The following is a 19,087-nucleotide window of genomic DNA, read 5'->3' on the forward strand; positions in this document are numbered from 1 at the left end:
CGACTTGCATGTATTAGGCACGCCGCCAGCGTTCGTCCTGAGCCAGGATCAAACTCTCCAATAAAGTTGAGTTGAATGAAAAAACACTGGCTACTGAACAATCATCAGCGATAGTACAGGTCGATTCTATCCGGTTTTCAAGGAACATCGTGTCGCATGTATATTCTTCCTTCACGCTTCAGGCGACGTTTTTTAATATAGCATAGGCTAAAAACAAATGCAACAGGAAATTCTAAGTAAGTTGGAACGCATTTCGTCTTCTCGACAAACATCGTTCCGGCAAAGAACGTTGTCGAACAGGATCGCATCGGCAAACGTTCTGTCGAGGACCTTCCGGGGCATCCCGGGTCTATCCATGCAGCACAACCTCGCAAGGCAAACAAATGGGGAATTCGACCATACTACAAGCAGAAACGTCCATTTCAAAGAAAAGGGGAACAGACATGGTACGGGTCGTCAGTTATAACATCCACAGCGGGCGGGACCTTTTCTGGCGCAAACGGCTGAACGAGATGGCTGCGACGCTGCGCGAACTGCAGGCAGACGTGATCGGCCTGCAGGAAGTCCATCAGAACGGCAAATACGGCTTTCAAGCCGCCTATCTGGCGGACGCGCTGGAGTACGAATTCGCCTTTGCCCCCTCCATCCCCATCGCGGACGGCTATTATGGAAACGCCTTGTTGACGCGTTTGCCCGTCGAGCATGTCGGCCGGTTGGACCTGCCTGCCCGAAAAGAAAAGCGCTGTGTCCTGCAAGCATCCCTCTTCTGCTCGGGCACCCGCGTGTCGTTCTGGGTGACCCACTGCAGCCTCAATCAAGCAAGCCGGCTGGAGCAGATGAAGCTGCTCACGGACAAGGCCGCGAAAAAAAACACCCCCCTGCTGCTGATGGGGGATTTCAACGCGCTGAACGTCTCGTTTGCCCCGATGCTCACCGACTGCGCTCTCGCCACCGGGCAGGACCATCTCGCCACGCTGCCGGCTTTTCGCCGCCGCATTGACTATCTGTTTGCGTCCAGCCATTGGCGAATCAAGCACTACGCCGTTGCGCCCGTAAAATGGTCCGATCACGTCCCGATCATAGCGGAGCTGGAACTGTTACCCCCAGTTCCTGCAAAATAAAGTCCTTTACGTCGATCAAACGCGCGGGTACCGAAAACGGCCGGGATGCCCCCGCTACCAGCAGTGGAATCAGGGAGTCCTGCTTGTGCAGGGAACCGTGACTGCCGCCGCCCAGGTGCGTCGGTGAAGCCTCTGACAAAAATTCATAGCCTTCGGCAGCCGACAGTACAAGAACCGGCCCCCGCTGCGAAAACAAGGAACCGTACAGGCGGGAGAACGCGTCCGGATACGTCCCGAAACGGATGTCCCGCCCCTCCCGTTCCACTTCCAGCACGCCCAAATCTCCTTCCGTCCCCCATTCGTTGCCGTACGGATCGCGAAGAGGTCCCCCCTTCCAGAACCGCAGAAGCCGGTCGGAAGCGCCGCGGCGGACCACCACGCGATCCCCCTCCCGCCAGGCGATCAGATCAATCCGCGGGTCCTGGGACACGGCGTCTGCCAAGCGTACCAGTTTCTCCGCCTTCAGCGGGTAGAGGTACGTCATCCGCTCGTTGTTGCAGATGACGACGTCATACTCATCGGTCACGTCCGTACCCAGCCGGTGGACGGAAAACCCGGAAAGCATGGCATCCAGATCGATGTTGTGCTCTTTGCTTTCACCGATCAGCGTCTGGCCGTGGTCGCTGATAAAGATGCACACGTTTCGCTCCAGCACCTGTTCCCAGGAACTGTAGTTGTTCAGAAAGCGTACCAACTGCTCATCCACTTCGGCCAGATGCTGAACCGCCTTGTGCGGCGAGACGTGCAGCTTGTGGTCGTTCTCCGGGAGATAGATCAGGGTAAAATCCGGCTGCTTGCCGCTGTTGACCACTTCGATCAGGACGTCGATGGCGTACGTGTCGTTGATGCCGTACCCCTTGGCGGCAGACTGCGCCCAATTCCACACAATCGGGCGAAAGAGGGCGGGCCGGACCAGCGTGCCCAGGCTCATGATCGTGGGGCCGCTCGCTTTTTCGCGCATGCTGAAGCGGGTGACGGCATCCAGCACGGGCGGCATGTGGACCTTGTGGCGCTTGTGCCCGCGGTGGGCGATCACGTTGATCGAGCCCGAGACCAGCCCGTTTTCCTCCAGCACCTCGTGTATCGTTTTTACGTCCCGGCTGAGGTGGCGTTCGTTCAAGTCGAACAGCACGTTTTCCGCACAGTGCTCGAGGCCGAGTTTCCCAACCGAAGCGGTTCCGTTTATATAGTTGATCATCCGGTTCGTCTCCGGATCGTACCAGATCAGACCCGGTACCTTGTGCTGATCGGGGTATACGCCCGTGACAAGCGAACAATCGATCGAGGCGGTCATGGTCGGAAACACGGTCACGCAGTCCGGAATGTACTGTCCCCGCTCCATGAAAAACTTCAAACCGGGCGCTTTACCCATCGCTATGCATCGCTCCAGCACATCCGACATCATGGAGTCGATGAGGAAGAGGAGTACTTTTTTCATCCGTCTGCCTTCCTTGTCCGTTAGTGTTTGTCGCACATGTTAGTGTTTGTCTTTTCAGGTGCTCTATGCAGAGGAAAAGCCCCTGCCTTCTTCGGCAGGGGCCTCGATTCAGCGGGACGCGGCCGGTTTTGCCGCCGTGTAGACGAGCACCGGCTGGTCGTTGTTTTGCTGCAGCACGAGCGTTTTGTACCGCTGCAGATACGGAGCGATCGGCACGTAATCCTGCTCCCCGACGGCGGAGTCGCCGAGCAGCCGGGAGAGTACGGCCGCCCGCACCAGCCACTGGCCGTTTTCCCGTTTGAACAGGGGATCGACAGTGGGAAACGCGATGCCGTTGATCACCGTGTCGCCGTTCTCTTCCGTCAGGCGATACGCCTGTACGTCGAGGGATCGAAGGGCTTCCACGACCTGCGCCGCGTAGTCCTCCACCGCGAGGTCCGGTTGCAGTCCGACGTGATTGACCACGGTATGCTTGGGGGTGAAGTATTCGTGCAGCGTCAGCTTCAGGGCATCCCCGTTGGACAGCGGAATGATCTGCTGCGCGCTGCCTTTTCCGTAGGTTTTGGTTCCCACCAGCACGGCAATGCCGTGGTCGCGCAGGGCCCCGGCCACCAGTTCGGACGCGGAGGCGGTCCCTTCGTTGACGAGAATGCGGACGGGATACCCGACGTCCCGGCCGTTTCGTACCCAGGTCTCCACCTCCACGCCGTTGCGGTTGGTCGTGTACATCAGCAGGCCTTCTTCCATAAACAGGCTGGCCACGTCACGGGCGGTGGACAGGTAGCCGCCGCTGTTGTCGCGCAAATCCAGGATCAGCCCTTTCAAGGGCCGGATGCGGGAAAGCTGGTCCAGCTTGTCACGAAGCTGTACGGCCGCTTCCGATCCGAAGGTGGCCAGACTGACGTACCCAATCGCGCCGCCTTCAAACAGGTCTCCTTCCACTTCGGGCATCGTCACGGCGGCACGCTTCAGGCGGACCTGTTTTTCCCGTTTTTCCGAAGGCCGGTAGATGGTCAGAACCGCTTCGCTGTTTTCTTCCCCTCGCAGCATGGCGAATGCTTCCTCAAAGCTTTTGCCCTTGAGGGACTTGCCGTCTACCGCCAGCAGTTGATCTCCTTTCCTCAGCTCGGAAGCGGCGGCCGGCGACTGCGGCACGATGTCGCGGATCACCAGCAGCCCGTCCTGCATCCGCAGCCGGAAACCAAAACCGACAAACTGGTTTTCGACGCCCGCCTCAAACATCTGCAGGTCGTCCCGGGTGAAAAACATCGTGTGCGGGTCGTCCAGTGTGACAAGCATCCCGTCAATCGCCCAGCGGTTCAGCGCCGTTTCATCCAGTCGTGCGGCACGCTGCCATTCCGCCAACCGCTGCTCCATCTCCGGCAGCGTGTCGTCGTCCGCCGAAGGCTTCAGCGTCAGGTGTGCTTGTCTGCCCGCCTCTTCGCTGACATGGCTGAGCGCTCCCTGTACCAACTGCTTGGCGGTGGGCTTGCTCAAATGGTTGTCCAGTACATACTGAAACACTTCCGCCGTCTCCGCAAACGGCTGCTCCTCCGCCTGCACGGGGACGGATACGGCCGTCAGAACAGCGGCGAGCAGCCCTGTGATCATGCGCTTCATCGTGTCGCCCCCTTCACCGCTTCGTCCGGAATTCGCACGTGTACCTCATAGGGGAATGCATACGTTTCCTTGCCCGCATAGGCCACGTACTCCTGGGTGTCGTAAATCTCCTCGTAGCGCCAGACCCGCTGCACCAGCAAATCCGTGTCGCGGTCGATGTAGTACTTGGTCATGTACACGGGGATCTGCTTCACCGTACCGGCGCCAAACGAGCGGTGCTTCACCCGCTCCGCCAAAGCGGGACCGGGAATCCACTCGGTGATGACCTCGTAACGGCCGAGCGACTGCTTGTAATACCGGGCGTGCAGTGTCCGCGCCCGTTCCGCGATGCTGATATCGTCCACCCATTCGTGGAGGAACTCCGGCTCTTTGACGCTGCTTTTTTCCCAGGTCCCGCGTTCAAAATTGCGTTCGTACTGCACGTTCTTGCGGCCGTCGGTGTAGCTCTCCCACTTGTCCAGCACAAGCTGCTGCGGGGACTGGAAGATGCCGAACGTGTGGCCGATCTGATCGCGTTGGTCCACTTCCTGCGTGTACTTCAGCAAAAAGCCGCGCAGCACCGACTCCCCGTGGACGATGTAGCCGTCCTTGTTGTCCATCCGTTTGAGCGTATGCGCCAGGTCCGTGACCAGCGACGGCTGCTGCTTCAGCACGGCCAGCTCCTGGGACAGCAGCCGGGCCAACTGCTGGACCGCTTCTGTCGCCTCGGAGATGTCCGGACTGGCCAGCCACGCCTCCGCTTCATCCAAGCGGTTGGCTTCCACCAGATAGTACACCGCGTTGAGCAGCGCTTCCGGCTTTTTGTCGGCAAACGAGCGGTAACGGACCAGCGCCTCTTCCGTTTTTCCGCTTTTAGCTTCCAGCGCGGCCAGGTAAACGGCCAGCGATTGCCATTCTTCGGAACCTTGCCGCACTTTTGGTTCGTAGCTGCCCAAACGCTCCAGGACACGCCCGTACACGGCAGGGTCTTCCGCCCCCATCTGCAGCGCGATGTCGTAGACGTTGGCACAGAGAAGGCGAAGCGTGTCGGGCAGGATGATCTTGTCAGCGAAATACGCGTCGATGGCGGAAAACGCCTGGTCGAGATTTTCCGAAAGCGGGGTCCCCGGGTCCCAGCTCAGGTAGTAGTGCACCCCGATCCGGTTGTCAAACGTGGACGCGGCCAGCCGCTTCAGGTCGGCGAACGTCTGCTCGCTGTCTTCGTGGCTGCGGATCGCTTCCACCGCATGGACAAACGTCTCTTCGTCCTTGGTCATCTGATTCGTGTACGTCGCGAACAGCGGGAACAGTTCCCGAATCTCTGGAACCGTCGGAAACTTTTGGCCGTTGTAATCGAGCAGCGGCAGCAGCAGGTCCCCCTGCATGGAGGCGAGCAGTCGGTCGGCCACGACGGCCGCTTCACCCCGCTTCAGCTTCTCCTCCGGCCGGCCGTCCATCCACCCCGCTGCGGTGATGTTCTGCCAGGCCTGCTCCCCGTCCGCGCCCATCGCGTACATCTGCAGCAGTTTGGCCGCTTCCTCGCGGGTGATGGGCTGGTCGGGATGCAGTTCCTTTCCGGGAAACACCTGCTGAATCGCCCCGGGACCGTACAGGCGCTCCAGCAAAACGGAGACGCGCAGGATCGGATCGTACATCCAGGTCAGCCGGTCCACGTCCGCGTATGGCAGATACGGCTCGTCAAACCCTTCTCCCTGGCCGTACTCCTCGTGTTCGGACAAAAAGGTGAGCGGGTACAGATGAAGCTGCCCCTGCTCGTACAGCCGATCCACCAGGACGAGAAACTCGGCCCGGGTCATCTCCCGTTCCGGATAAAAGCGGTCGATGCCGGCGCCCGCCGTAAACAATCCGGCCTTCACCCCGCGGATGATCGCCGCTTTGGCCCAGTGTTTGCCGATGTCCCCGTACGGGACGACCCCTTCGCTGGCGCGGGCGGTAACGGGGGCGAAGAGCCCAGAGACGAGCAGCCCGCACGCCATGATTTGGATTGTCTTTCGCACAAAAATCCCCCTAACGTTTTGCTCACACGCACCTTCCGCAAACCGCCCCGGCGCTCCGCCTGCGGTCAAACGCGGGCCTTCCGCCTGACGTCGGCGCGCGCGCGGCCTGCTTACACAAATTGGAACGGATCCGTGTGTACGGAGGATGCGAACACTTCCGTCTGGTAGCCGTTTGCTTTCAACTGTTCCGCCAGATAGGAAGCCAGCTTCTCTTTCATGATTTTTTCAATGTTGTGGCCGGCGTCGATGATAAAGAGTCCCTCCGCCTGCGCGTCGTGAGCGGTATGATAGCCGATATCGCCCGTCACGAACACGTCGGCTCCGCGAAAAACGGCTTTGGACACAAACGAGCTGCCGTCCCCGCCAACCACCGCCACTTTGCGCACGGTGGCGTCCAGGTCGCCGACGACGCGAACGCCCGAAAGCGAGAAGCGCTCCTTGATCCGCTCCGCCAGCTCACGCAGCGTCACGGGCTGCGGCAGCTTGCCGATTCGGCCGATTCCCAGCCCGGTGCCGGACGCCTCCAGCGGAATCACGTCGTAGGCGACCTCCTCGTACGGATGGGCGGCCAGCATCGCCTTGATCACGGCCGCCTGACGGGAAGCGGGCACTACCGTCTCCAGCCGGACTTCTTCCACCCGCTCCAGCGTTCCCTGCTGACCGATGTGAGGATTGGTTCCCTCCCGCGGCAAAAACGTCCCCGTTCCCTCCACCTGGAACGAACAGTGGCTGTAGTTGCCGACCCAACCGGCTCCTGCCTCGGAAACGGCCTGAAACACCGCGTCCCGATGGGAAAGCGGGACGTAGACGACCAGTTTTTTCAACGCCTCCTGATAGCTAACGTCAAGCACCTCCACATCGCCCAGACCGATCGCTTCGGCCAGCCAGTCGTTCAGTCCGCCGGCGGCCGCGTCGAGGTTGGTGTGCGCCGTGTAGACGGCGATGTCGTGCTTCAAAAGTTTCTCATAGACCCGCCCGGCCGCCAGATCCGTGCGCAAGTGCTTGAGCGGCCGGTAAATCACCGCGTGGTGGGCGACGATCAGGTCCACTTTTTCGGCGATGGCTTCGTCGACGACCTCTTCCAGCACGTCAAGGGCCACCATCACTTTTTTTACCTGCTTCTGCAGCGTCCCGACGTGCAGACCGATCTTGTCCCCTTCCAGCGCCAGCGCTTTGGGCGCCAGCCGCTCCACGTATTGGATTACCGTTTGTCCGTGTGCAAACATGCGATCACCTCGTCTAACCATTCCAGTTCCGCTTCTATCTGCCGGGTCCGCTCCGCCGCTTCCGGCTTGCGGGACTGCTGCAGTTGGGACAGCACCCGCTGCCACTTGTCCCGCTCCTGCCGCCACTTTTTCAGGAGGATCGGCGACTTTTCCTCCCACAGGAACGGACCGATGCGCAGCAGTTCCTCCAGGCTGCGCTCCTTCCCTTCGTACGGCTTGGCCGGCTCTCCCCGCTCCGCCACGAGGATTTCGTAGATGATGCCGTCTTCTTCCAAAATGGATTCCGCCACCAACTGCCAACCGTTTTCCAGCAGCCAGCGGCGGACCAGTTCTTCTCCCACATTGGGCTGCAGGATCAGGCGCCGGACTCCCTCCAGCTTGTCAGCCCCGGCGGCGAGAATCGAGACAATCAGTTGACCGCCCATGCCGGCGATGCAGACCGCGTCCACTTCGCCCGGACGGAGGACCGACAGCCCGTCCCCCTTGCGCACCGACGCACGGTCGCGCAGCGCCAGCGTCTGGATTTGTCGGAGAGCCGCCTGGTACGGACCTTCGTTCAGCTCTCCGGCGATCACAAACGACGCGATGCCCCGCACAAGCAAATAAGAAGCCAGTAACGCGTGGTCCGAACCGATGTCGGCGACGCGGGCTCCCTGCGGACAATAGCGGGCAATCGTCTCAAGCCGCTTGGAAATGATCAATGATGATGTCATACCTACTCTTCACCTTCCATGTCCTTTATTCTACCCTATTTGTCCAAGATTGCCCAATGCAAAAAAGCGCAAAAAACCCCGCCTTTCGTCAAGGCGGGGAATACGCACGCCAACCGCTAACAGCCGATTTCGCGGGCGATCACGTTTCGCAGGATTTCCGAAGTGCCTTCGCCGATTTCCAGCAGACGGGCGTCGCGGAAGAAGCGCTCCACCTGGTATTCGCGCATGTACCCGTAGCCGCCGTGGATCTGGATCGCCTGATGGGTGACGGCCATCGCCACTTCCGACGCGTACAGCTTCGCCATCGCCGCTTCCTTGGTGAACGGGCGGCCGTTGTCTTTCAGCCAGGCCGCCTTGTACACCATGTTGCGGGCCAATTCGATCTGCATCGCCATGTCCGCCAGCTTGTGCTGGATGGCTTGAAACTTGGAAATGGACTGACCGAACGCCGTCCGCTGCCGGGCGTACTGCAGCGCCTTGTCGTAAGCTGCCTGGGCGATGCCCACAGCCATCGCGCCGATGCCGATGCGCCCGCCGTCCAGCGTGATCAGAAATTGTTTGAAGCCCTCGCCCGGCTTTCCGAGGATGTTCTCGTCCGGCACGCGGACGTTTTCCAAAATCAGCTCCGTCGTGTTGGAGCTGTGCAGGCCCAGTTTTTCGTAGTTGGCCAGCACCGTAAAGCCGGGCGCATCCGTCGGTACGATGAACGCGGTGATGCCCCGCGAACCTTTTTCTTTCTCCGTAACGGCCGTCAACGCGAGAAATTGGGCGTACGAGGCATTGGTGATGAAGCACTTCGACCCGTTGATCAGCCACTCGCCGCCGTCCCGCACGGCGGTCGTTTTCGTGCCGCCCGCGTCTGAACCGGCGTTCGGCTCCGTCAGGCCAAAGGCGCCCAGGCTCTCGCCGGAGCAGATTTTCGTCAGGTACTTCGCCTTTTGCGCTTCCGTACCAAACAGGGCGAGCGGCGCCCCGCCCAGCGAGATGTGGGCCGAATAGGTGATCCCGGTCGAACCGCACGCACGGCTCAGCTCTTCGACGACGATGGCAAAGCTGACCGTATCCGCCCCCGCACCGCCGTACTCCTCGGGAAACGGCAGCCCGAGCAGATTCAGCTCGGCCAACTGCCGAAAAATATCCACGGGAAACGCCTTGGTGCGATCCCGCTCATCCGCTCCCGGCGCCACTACTTCATCGGCGAACGAACGGATCATGCTTTTCAGCATCCGCTGTTCTTCCGTCAAGTCAAAATGCATGGTTGTCCGCCTCCTTGCAAGCGCTTTTTTACAAGATCATCAACGTGTCTTCCGTTCTGACTGAGCGTTTGTTCAGATCGTATCACCATTATACACCAGCAAACTGTCGGATGTGTATGTTTTTTCAGAAAAGTTTTTCGCCGATCTTGGCTGAAAGAAAAAAGGCGCGCTTACCGCCTGCGCGCCCCGATGACAATCCCCGCCATGAACGAGAGAATGCCCAGAATGTACCCGAGATTGTAGGTCGGAACGTTGACCACTTTGGCAAACGTCTCGACGCCGAAGAACACGGCGGTCAACACGATGAAGATCAATACCCGCCATTTGCTTTCCACATGTTTCACCTCGCACGTCGCATGTAGACCAATCGTACACCTTTCTCATCCACAGGCCAAACAGGCTCTACAGCCTGAGCCATTGAAACCAGTAGGAACGGGTCATAAAAAACAGCACGGAACTCGCGAAGACCTTGACGAACAGCAGAAGCTGGATGACGTCCTGCCGCGCCTGGGGAATGTAGAGGGACTGAATCTCCGCGCCAAACCAGATGATCATGCCGCAGACGGCCAGCACGCCTGCCCATTTCGGCTGACGGCCGTGCAGCAAAAACCCGAGCCCGGTCATCAGGCCGGCAATCGGCACCCAGTACAGCTCCGCCCGCCACCAGGCATACTCGGTCCCCACTCGCTCCAGCGTCGCCACTCCGTACACCAGGCTGAGGCCGATCAGGCCGCAGTACAGCAGATACTCATAGCCGAACAGAAACGCGCTGGCGCACCACAGCAGGCAGACAACGGCCAGGTACGCGAGCAAGAGCGGGAGCGGCCCCTCCCATTGGTTGAGGATGTAGACCCCGCCGAAAATCAGCACCAGGGACGACAACCCCAGCAAAAGATGGGGCAAAGGTGTGGCAGACCGCCGGAAAACGACTGCCAGGATATAGAAGGCGAGCGCAAAACAGGCAAAGATGGCAATTTGCATTAAGGGGGTAAAACGGTTAAAATGGAAAGCAAGTAAGATCGTTCCTGCAATCAGGCAGGCGCCCAACAGCCAGGCCAGGATCATCTTCCCCGATACGGGATGGCCGCTCCCAGACACGTACGGCCGCGTTGTTTTCGTCCCCCCCGCAGCCGCCGAACCGGATCCTGTTCCCTTCTCTCCTCCTTTGCCCACCGCAGCGGGAGTTGGCGGACGATCTCCTTCGGTGTACAGGTTCAACAAAAAGATGCAGTAATGTTCAGGCAGCAGGTTGTTGCGCCGCCAGTTTTCGATCTCGGCGATGATGATGCGTTTGCGCTGGTCGTCCAACGCGAGCCCCTCCTCACGACAGGTACTAAGGTGGAGGGCAAACAGCGGCAGCCGCCGGAAGCGTATCGTTTGCCCGATGGAAAAAGAAAAGCCTACGCCGGCTTCACGTAGGCCACTTACTACCTATATCGGTTATTCGAGGAAATCTTTTAAGCGTTTGCTGCGGCTCGGATGGCGAAGTTTGCGCAGGGCTTTCGCTTCGATCTGGCGAATCCGCTCGCGGGTCACGCCAAACACTTTCCCCACTTCTTCCAGCGTGCGGGTCCGCCCGTCATCCAAGCCAAAACGCAGGCGAAGCACGTTTTCTTCGCGATCGGTCAGCGTGTCCAGCACGTCTTCCAACTGCTCTTTCAAGAGTTCGTAAGCGGCTGCGTCAGACGGCTCCAGCGCATCCTGGTCTTCGATAAAGTCGCCCAGATGGGAGTCGTCTTCTTCCCCGATCGGCGTTTCCAGCGACACCGGCTCCTGTGCGATCTTCATGATCTCCCGCACTTTTTCCGGCGTCAGATCCATTTTTTCCGCGATCTCTTCCGGCAGCGGCTCTCGTCCCAGTTCCTGCAGCAGTTGGCGGGATACGCGGATCAGCTTGTTGATGGTCTCCACCATGTGAACCGGAATGCGGATCGTGCGCGCCTGGTCGGCGATGGCGCGGGTGATGGCCTGGCGGATCCACCAGGTCGCGTAGGTGCTGAACTTGTATCCCTTGCGGTAGTCGAATTTCTCAACGGCTTTGATCAAGCCCATGTTTCCTTCCTGAATCAAGTCGAGGAACAGCATGCCGCGGCCGACGTAACGCTTGGCGATGGACACCACCAGGCGCAGGTTGGCTTCCGCCAGACGCCGCTTTGCCTCCTCATCCCCCTGCTCGATCCGCTGCGCCAGTTTGATCTCCTCTTCGGCGGAAAGCAGAGGAACACGGCCGATTTCCTTCAGGTACATTCGTACAGGGTCGTTGATCTTAATTCCGGGCGGTACGGAGAGATCGTCGAAGTCGAACTCTTCGGTGTCCTCATCCTTCATGATCAAATCGTCCACATCGTCGTCGTCATCGCTGTCGTTGTTCAGCTCGATGCCCTGATCGCTCAGATATTCAAAGAACTCATCCATTTGGTCCGAGTCTTGTTCAAATCCGGAGAGGCGTTCCATGATTTCCTTGTACGACAGCACGCCGCGCTTTTTACCCAACTCGACCAACTGTTCCTTCACTTGTTCAATGGACGCTGCTTCCATGTCTGACGTGATGTTTTGTTTGTTCATCTACTATCCCTCCTTCCCCGGGAATGATCGGATGCTACCCTTCCTTTAAAGCATTTTCCAATTCAAGAATCTTCATCCCTATGACGGCTGCTTGAATTTCCAGTTCTCTGCGCGCTTCCTCGCTGTCCGCGGAGGAGGCTTGGAGATGCAGGCTGCGCTGTTCCTCGCGCAGACGCTCCAGCTCGGCGCGCTTCGGGTAGTGATTCACTTGCTTGATGTAGTCCCCGATCTCTTGATCAGATACGTCTTCTCTACACTCCATCATCGCCAATCCCGAGGCTAATTGCTTTAACGATTCATCTTGCAGGTAATGGATAAACTGTCCAGGGTCTTCCGGATGTCCTTCCGCGAAGTAGGCGTACAGGTAGGCGGCCAGCGCGTCGTGTTCATCCACCTGAAAAGAGGCGCTGCACTCCGTCTGGACGCGTTCGGCGATGTGCCGGTTTCGCATCATGTAGTACAGCAGCATGCGCTCGGCCGTGTGGTAAGCGGGCGGCAGTGTTTTTGCGAGCGTAACTTTGCCATTATTTATACTATTATTCCATGCTGGCGATACTTTATCCCTGTGGCTGTTACTTTTTTGCTGTTTGTACAGCCGCCGGGCCTCCCACTTGAGCGTGTCAAGCGAAATCGCGTATTCTTCCGCCAACTGCCGCAAATACAAGTCCCGCTCTACCGGGCTGTTCAGTTCGTTGACGATCGCAAGCGCCTTCTCGATGAACTGCGCCTGATCCGTCTCATCCTGTATTACGTGGCTGGCGCGCAAATGTTTCAGGCGAAACGCGGTAACCGGCATCGCCTGCAGCAGCACCTGCTGCGAAAACGCCTCCGGGCCGTGCTGACGGATGTAATCGTCGGGGTCCGTTCCCTGCGGCAGCGGAGCCACCCGCACGATCAGTCCGGCCTCCTGCAGCACGTGAATCGCCTTGGCCGTCGCCTCCTGGCCGGCAGCGTCTCCGTCATAGCAGAGGACGACCTGCTCCACGTTGCGGCGGATGATCCGCGCCTGCTGCTCGGTAAGCGCGGTTCCCAGCGTGGCGATGCCCTGGGGAAAACCGGCCTGCCATGCCGAGACGACATCGACGTAGCCCTCGAACAGCAGCGCCTGCTTCCGCTTTCGCATGAAAGGACGGGCCCGGTGCAGATTGAACAAGGTGGCGCTCTTGTTGAACAGCGGACTTTCCGGGCTGTTCAGGTACTTGGGCTGTTTGGCCTGCTGCCTGGACGCGGAAGCGGTATCCAGCAGCCGGCCGCCAAAGCCGATGATGTTGCCCTGCGAATCGTGGATGGGGAACATGATCCGTCCGCGAAAGCGGTCAAAGATGTTGCCCGCTTCGCTTTTGGCCAAGAGTCCCGATTCCACCATCAGGTCCAGGGAAAAGCCGCGCTTTTGCAGAAACTGTGTGACGAAATCCCACGAATCCGGCGCGAACCCGATCTGAAATTCCGCAATGGTCTGCGGCGAAAGGCCGCGCTTCGACAGATACGTCATCGCTTCCTTCCCGTAGGGCGTTTCCGTCAGGACGTAGTGGTACAGTTTGCCGACCAACTGGTGGGCCTTCAGCATCGCCTGCTTGGCCCGATTCTCCGGCGGATCGTCATCCTCCTTGCCGTGCGTCGGAGGCAGCTCAATCCCCGCGCGTTCCGCCAGCTTGTGCAGCGCTTCGGGGAAGGTCAACTGCTCCATCTTCATTAAAAAGGAAAAGACATCTCCGCCTGCCCCACAGCCAAAGCAATGAAAAAACTGTCGTTCCGCGTTGACGTTGAAGGAGGGTGTCTTTTCCGAGTGGAACGGACAAAGACCGAGGAACGCCCGCCCGCTTTTCCGGAGCTGAACGTATTCTCCCACCACGTCCACGATGTCCACAGCGGCACGGACTCGGTTCACAAAATCAGCTGAATAGGGACCAGCCATGTCTTTCCACCTTTTTAGAGAATCGCGCAATGAGGATATTTAGTTCGTCAAAATTCGTCATTTTCCTTCTTGGAAATGCACTCCTTTTCTACTTTTCCACATTTCCGCAGACTATAAACGCCGCGCCGCCGCATCCCGAGAGGAAGGACGGCTATCTCTTCTTCTACAAGAAACGCCAAAACCCTTTTTTTGCTCTACTTCTTTTCGCCGCGCAGCTTGTTTTTGCGAATCATTTCCAGGATGATGTTGGCCGTCTCTTCCACAGCCTTGTTGGAGACGTCAATCACCGGGCAGCCGATCCGCTTCATGATCCGCTGCGAATAGGCCAGTTCTTCGTTGATCCGTTCCAGATTGGCGTAGTTAGCCTGCGCAGTCAGGCCCAGGGCCTTCAGGCGCTCGGTGCGGATGCTGTTCAACTGCTCGGGGTTGATGGTCAGCCCGATACAGCGCTCCGGCGGGAGTTGGAACAGTTCCTCCGGCGGTTCCACTTCCGGCACGAGCGGCACGTTGGCCACCTTCAGCCGTTTGTTGGCCAGGTACATCGAGAGCGGCGTTTTCGACGTGCGGGAGACGCCGATCAGCACCACGTCAGCGCGCAGGAGCCCGCGCGGGTCGCGGCCGTCGTCGTACTTGACAGCAAACTCGATGGCGTCCACCTTGCGGAAATACTCCTCGTCCAGGCGACGAACCAGACCCGGTTTGCCAATCGGCGGTTCGTGGAGCATCTCCTGCAGGGTGTTCATCAGCGGCCCCATCACGTCGACGACAGGAATGGCGTGTCGGGCGGCCTGCTCCACGATGTACGACTTCAGTTCGGGCACCACCAACGTAAAAACGATCATCGCTTTCGATTCCTTGGCCGAAGCGATGATTTCGTCGATGGATTCCTTGTCTTCTATATAGGGGTACTTGTGTACGTCGATCGCGAAACGGTCAAATTGGCTGGCCACTGCGCGGACGACCAGCTCGGCGGTTTCGCCGATGGAATCAGAGACGACATAGATGAGCTGTGCTTGTTGAGCCATGTGTATCGCTTCTCCTCCTAGACTTTCGATTCGCTGCCCAATTCCACAAACGCCTTGGCGATCGTCGTCTTCGTCACCCTGCCCACCAGCTCGTAATTTCGGCTGTCCTCTCCCTCGGCGGGACGGACAACGGGCAGCGAGTCGATCTGAAAATCGATCAGCTTTTTGGCGGCCGAATACAGGGTGTCCTCCGGTTGACAGGTCACAATGTTCGGCATGCGGGTCATGATGATCCCGACCGGCACGTCTTCCAGCGATTTGTTGCCGAGCGAAGCGCGCAGCAGGTCCTTGCGGGAGAGAACGCCGGCCAGATAGCCTTTCTGGTTGACGACGAACAATGTGCCTACGTCTTCCAGAAACAGTGTCACGATCGCGTCGTAGGCGGAAGCCGATTCGGAAACAACGATGGGCATCGCCTTGTAGTCGTTGACGAGAAGCTTGTGAAGCCGTTCACTTATGACCGAGCCGGCAGGTCTGCCTGCATAAAAATAACCGACACGAGGTCTGGCTTCTAAATAACCTGACATCGTAAGGATCGACAGGTCGGGGCGCAGCGTAGCCCGGGTCAGGTTGAGCCGCTCCGCGATCTGCTCGCCGGTAATCGGTCCCTCATCCTTTACGATCTGTAAGATCTGCTCTTGTCGTTTGGTAAGCTCGATGACCAATCACCCCGGTTCATGTCTGGTACCTATCCCTAGTATTACTCTATTCGCGCGGATTTTCCTTCTCTCCGCGGGAAAAAAGCTCGCCCCCGCCGGGCAGGCGGAGGCGTGTGGAGCCAGTCATCAGGCGAAAACCAGTTTGGAAAAATCAGCATATGCGCCGATCAGTCGGGAGATGCCGAGCAAGAGCGCCAGCCGGTTGCGGCGGACGGCCTGATCGTCCGCCATGACCATGACGGCGTCGAAGAACGATTGGATGGGCTCGCGCAACTGGGACAGCGTCGACAGCACCGCAGCCTGATCGTCGAGGCCCTCCACCTGCTCCCGCACGGACAGATACGCCTTGTACAGGGCGCGCTCCGCGTCCTCGGTGAAGACGGCTTCGTCGATCGCGTCGTCCTCCGCTTTCTGCGCCAGGTTGCCGGCCCGGTTGAACTGTTCCACGGTCAGCTTGAAGTCGTCCGCCTGCACCGCAGCCATCAGCGCTTTCGCTTTGGCCAGCACGTCCGGCACCAGCGCGATGTCAGCCGACAGCACGGCGTCGATCACATCGTAACGGATCTGTTCTTCCTGCAGCGCATTTTTCAGACGAAGCGCGAAGAAATCGGCCAGGTCTTTCTTCACCTCATCCCTGTCGCGCTTGGTTACGCCCTGAGCGGCATAGATGTCCAGCGCGGCGTCCCACAAGCGGTCCAGCGGCAGCTTCCAGCCGCGGTCGAGCAGGATCGCCACGATCCCCGCCGCCATCCGGCGCAGTCCGTACGGGTCCTGCGAGCCGGTGGGGACGATGCCGATGGAGAAGCAGCCGACAATCGTGTCCAGCTTGTCCGCGATGCTGACAGCCGCTCCTTCGGCAGACTGCGGCAGTTGGTCGCCGGCAAAACGGGGCAGGTAGTGTTCGAAGACACCCCGGGCCACCGCTTCGCTCTCGCCGGCCTTGCGGGCGTAATCCTCGCCCATGATGCCCTGCAGTTCGGGGAATTCGCCCACCATGTTGGTCACCAGGTCAAACTTGGCAATCTCGGCGATGCGGTCCACGCAGGCAGCCTCCGCTTCGCCCAGCTCCAGCCGGCCGGCGATGCGGCCTGCGAGGTCGCGAACCCGGCGCACCTTGTCCCCGATCGTCCCCAGTTCTTCGTGGAAGACGATCGTCTCCAGCCGCTTCAGGCAGCTTTCAATCGACAGCTTTTGATCCTCCTCGTAGAAGAACCGGGCGTCGGACAGGCGGGCGCGCAGCACTTTTTCGTTTCCTTTGGCCACGTTGTCCAGCGCGCGGCTGTCGCCGTTGCGGACGGTGACGAAGTGGTTGAGCAGGTGGCCGTTCCCATCCTCCACCGGGAAGTAGCGCTGGTGCTCGCGCATGGAGGTGACCAGCACCTCGCGCGGAATGGACAGGAACGCTTCGTCAAACGTGCCGTACAGCGCGGTCGGATACTCGACCAAATGGACCACTTCGTCCAGCAGGCCCTCGTCCATCGGGATGCGCCAGCCGTTTTCCCGCTCCATGCGGCGAATCTGCTCGACGATGGAACGGCGCCGCTCGTCCGGGTCGACGATGACGTGCTGTTCCGCCAGCTTGGCCGCGTACTCGCCCGGCTGGGTCAGCGTCACCTCCTGACTGCCGAGGAAGCGGTGGCCGCGCGTCACGCGTCCCGCCTTTACGCCGGCGATCTCCATCTCGATCACGTCTTCGCCGAAGAGGGCCACCAGCCAGCGGATCGGGCGCACGTACTTCAGCTCGTACGCGCCCCAGCGCATGTTTTTCGGGAACGTCATGCCGGCGATCACATCGGCCAGCGCGGGCAGCAGTTCCCTGGTCGCTTTCCCGGCTTCCGACTTGCGGGCAAACACGTACTCGACGCCGTTCACGTCCTTGAAGTAGAGCTGGTCGACGTCGACGCCGTTGCTGCGGGCAAAGCCCTGCGCCGCCTTGGTCCAGTTGCCGGACTCGTCCTGGGCGATTTTGCGGGCGGGCCCTTTCGCTTCCTCGTTGCGGTCCGGCTGTTTTTCCGCCAGTCCGCTCACATGAACGGCAAAGCGGCGCGGGGTCTCGTACGAAACGACCGCGTCGTAGGGAATCCGTTCCGCCGCCAGCCATTTTTCCACCTTTTCCTTCAACTGCGCGGCCGCTCCGGCGACGAAGCGGGCCGGCATTTCTTCCGTACCGATCTCCAGCAACAAGTCGCGCTTACTCATCTGCGTTCACTCCTTCCTCACGGCTGGACGCGCTTTTGTGCGCGGCCGGCTCCTCGCTCGATTGGCCTTTTTTCAGCAAGGGGAAGCCGAGCCGTTCGCGCTCCGCCAGATAGGTTTGGGCCACTTCGCGGGACAGGTTGCGGACGCGGGCGATGTAGCCGGTCCTCTCCGTCACGCTGATCGCCCCCCGCGCATCCAGCAGGTTGAACGTGTGGGAGCACTTCAGCACGTAGTCGTAGGCCGGAAACACCAGGCGCTCTTTCATCAGGCGCTTTGCTTCCGCCTCGTAGGTGTTGTACAGGTTGAACAGCATGTCCACGTCGGACAGCTCAAACGTGTATTTGGAATGCTCGTACTCCGGCTGCAGGAAAACGTCGCCGTAGGTGTAACCGTTGACCCACTCCAGTTCGAAGACGTTTTCCTTCTCCTGGATGTAGGAAGCGAGGCGCTCCAGGCCGTAGGTGATCTCCACCGCCACCGGTTTGCATTCCAGTCCGCCCACCTGTTGGAAGTAGGTGAACTGGGTGATTTCCATGCCGTCCAGCCACACTTCCCAGCCCAGGCCCCAGGCGCCGAGTCCCGGGTGCTCCCAGTTGTCCTCGACAAAGCGGATGTCGTGTTCCAGCGGATCAATGCCCAGTTCGCGCAGGCTGTCCAGGTAGATTTCCTGGATGTTGTCCGGCGACGGTTTCATGATCACCTGGAACTGATGGTGCTGGTACAAGCGGTTGGGGTTCTCCCCGTAACGGCCGTCGGCGGGACGGCGGGACGGCTCCACGTAGGCCACATTCCACGGCTCCGGCCCAATCGCACGGAGAAACGTCATCGGGTTGAGCGTGCCGGCCCCTTTTTCCACGTCGTACGGCTGCACAATCAGGCAGTTTTGTTTTGCCCAAAAGTTCTGCAGCGTCAAGATGATGTCTTGAAAGGTCTTTTTCATGGTTCGTTCCACCTCCTGAAGGTAACAAAGCTCCAAGCGAAGCGCGGCGCGGTTGGGTGTTTGCGAACGCCCATGCGCCATGGCTCCTGTTGGAAAGGACGCTGGTCCTGCCGAATCAGGAAGCGGCTCCGAAAAGCCACTCCTCGCTGATTCAGCAAAAAAACCTCCCGCCGCCTACACCGTGACTTCCACAGTGTAGGGACGAGAGGATTTCCCGCGGTTCCACCCTACTTGACGAATCGGCATGCCAGCCGCTTCGTCCACTTTTGCTGTTCACCTTGCTCCGGAACGCCGTTCATCGACATGACTACCGGGCTTCCACCCTCCCCGGTTCGCTACGCGAGAAGGCGCGACGCCTTCTCTTTCAGCCAGCGGCCGACTACTCCTTTCCTTCACAGCAACGGTCGGTATCA

The 19,087-nt window shown here is 59.6% G+C and carries 15 protein-coding genes and 1 rRNA gene; 1 reads left to right on the top strand and 15 read right to left on the bottom strand.

Going from position 1 to position 19,087, the window contains the following annotated elements; translation table 11 throughout:
* A 16S ribosomal RNA gene (locus FOI68_RS08025) occupies window positions 1-64 on the bottom strand; the annotation flags it as partial.
* A gap of 379 nt (window positions 65-443) precedes the next feature.
* Here FOI68_RS08025 and FOI68_RS08030 point away from each other — a divergent pair.
* On the top strand, window positions 444-1,121 hold the full coding sequence (locus FOI68_RS08030; RefSeq protein ID WP_143862823.1) for an endonuclease/exonuclease/phosphatase family protein: 678 nt from the start codon (window positions 444-446) through the stop codon (window positions 1,119-1,121).
* Here the strand turns inward: FOI68_RS08030 and FOI68_RS08035 are convergent.
* The 14 genes from FOI68_RS08035 to glyQ form a co-directional block, all read right to left on the bottom strand.
* On the bottom strand, window positions 1,078-2,559 hold the full coding sequence (locus tag FOI68_RS08035; RefSeq protein ID WP_143862824.1) for an alkaline phosphatase family protein: 1,482 nt from the start codon (window positions 2,557-2,559) through the stop codon (window positions 1,078-1,080). The genes FOI68_RS08030 and FOI68_RS08035 overlap by 44 nt on opposite strands.
* A 108-nt stretch (window positions 2,560-2,667) precedes the next feature.
* Entirely contained in the window at window positions 2,668-4,179 is a 1,512-nt protein-coding gene (locus FOI68_RS08040; RefSeq protein ID WP_143862825.1) for a S41 family peptidase, read from the bottom strand.
* Complete coding sequence (locus tag FOI68_RS08045) at window positions 4,176-6,176, bottom strand: S-layer homology domain-containing protein (protein ID WP_143862826.1); 2,001 nt, start codon at window positions 6,174-6,176, stop codon at window positions 4,176-4,178. The genes FOI68_RS08040 and FOI68_RS08045 overlap by 4 nt, the downstream gene beginning before the upstream one ends.
* 110 nt (window positions 6,177-6,286) lie before the next feature.
* Window positions 6,287-7,402: a Nif3-like dinuclear metal center hexameric protein gene (locus FOI68_RS08050; RefSeq protein ID WP_035300058.1), complete on the bottom strand. Its 1,116-nt coding sequence runs from the start codon at window positions 7,400-7,402 to the stop codon at window positions 6,287-6,289.
* Entirely contained in the window at window positions 7,378-8,115 is a 738-nt protein-coding gene (locus tag FOI68_RS08055) for a tRNA (adenine(22)-N(1))-methyltransferase (protein ID WP_035300061.1), read from the bottom strand. Before FOI68_RS08055 ends, FOI68_RS08050 begins: the two co-directional genes overlap by 25 nt.
* Before the next feature lie 116 nt (window positions 8,116-8,231).
* Window positions 8,232-9,371, bottom strand: a complete 1,140-nt coding sequence (locus tag FOI68_RS08060; RefSeq protein ID WP_029097283.1) for an acyl-CoA dehydrogenase — start codon at window positions 9,369-9,371, stop codon at window positions 8,232-8,234.
* A gap of 170 nt (window positions 9,372-9,541) precedes the next feature.
* Window positions 9,542-9,706 (bottom strand): hypothetical protein, encoded by a 165-nt coding sequence (locus tag FOI68_RS23365; RefSeq protein ID WP_162836746.1) that lies wholly within the window; start codon window positions 9,704-9,706, stop codon window positions 9,542-9,544.
* Window positions 9,707-9,773: 67 nt separating this feature from the next.
* Window positions 9,774-10,679, bottom strand: coding sequence for a hypothetical protein (locus tag FOI68_RS08065; RefSeq protein WP_065068229.1), 906 nt, complete (start codon window positions 10,677-10,679; stop codon window positions 9,774-9,776).
* A 132-nt stretch (window positions 10,680-10,811) separates the two neighbouring features.
* On the bottom strand, window positions 10,812-11,936 hold the full coding sequence (gene rpoD, locus FOI68_RS08070) for an RNA polymerase sigma factor RpoD (protein ID WP_029097285.1): 1,125 nt from the start codon (window positions 11,934-11,936) through the stop codon (window positions 10,812-10,814).
* Window positions 11,937-11,970: 34 nt separating this feature from the next.
* A complete protein-coding gene (gene dnaG / locus FOI68_RS08075) occupies window positions 11,971-13,851 on the bottom strand; it encodes a DNA primase (RefSeq protein WP_143862827.1) in 1,881 nt (626 codons plus the stop codon).
* Window positions 13,852-14,045: 194 nt separating this feature from the next.
* A complete protein-coding gene (locus FOI68_RS08080; protein WP_029097287.1) occupies window positions 14,046-14,876 on the bottom strand; it encodes a pyruvate, water dikinase regulatory protein in 831 nt (276 codons plus the stop codon).
* 17 nt (window positions 14,877-14,893) lie between these two features.
* The gene (ccpN, locus tag FOI68_RS08085) at window positions 14,894-15,541 is read right to left on the bottom strand and encodes a transcriptional regulator CcpN (protein WP_029097288.1); all 648 of its coding nucleotides are present in this window, start codon (window positions 15,539-15,541) and stop codon (window positions 14,894-14,896) included.
* Window positions 15,542-15,661: 120 nt separating this feature from the next.
* Window positions 15,662-17,734 (bottom strand): glycine--tRNA ligase subunit beta, encoded by a 2,073-nt coding sequence (gene glyS / locus FOI68_RS08090; RefSeq protein ID WP_143862828.1) that lies wholly within the window; start codon window positions 17,732-17,734, stop codon window positions 15,662-15,664.
* Window positions 17,727-18,674 carry a glycine--tRNA ligase subunit alpha gene (gene glyQ, locus FOI68_RS08095; RefSeq protein ID WP_051968064.1) on the bottom strand — a complete coding sequence of 316 codons (948 nt, stop codon included), beginning with the start codon at window positions 18,672-18,674 and terminating at the stop codon, window positions 17,727-17,729. The genes glyS and glyQ overlap by 8 nt, the downstream gene beginning before the upstream one ends.
* Window positions 18,675-19,087: the final 413 nt, after the last annotated feature.

This window comes from Brevibacillus sp. LEMMJ03, assembly GCF_007197875.1.
GTDB lineage: Bacteria > Bacillota > Bacilli > Brevibacillales > Brevibacillaceae > Brevibacillus > Brevibacillus thermoruber.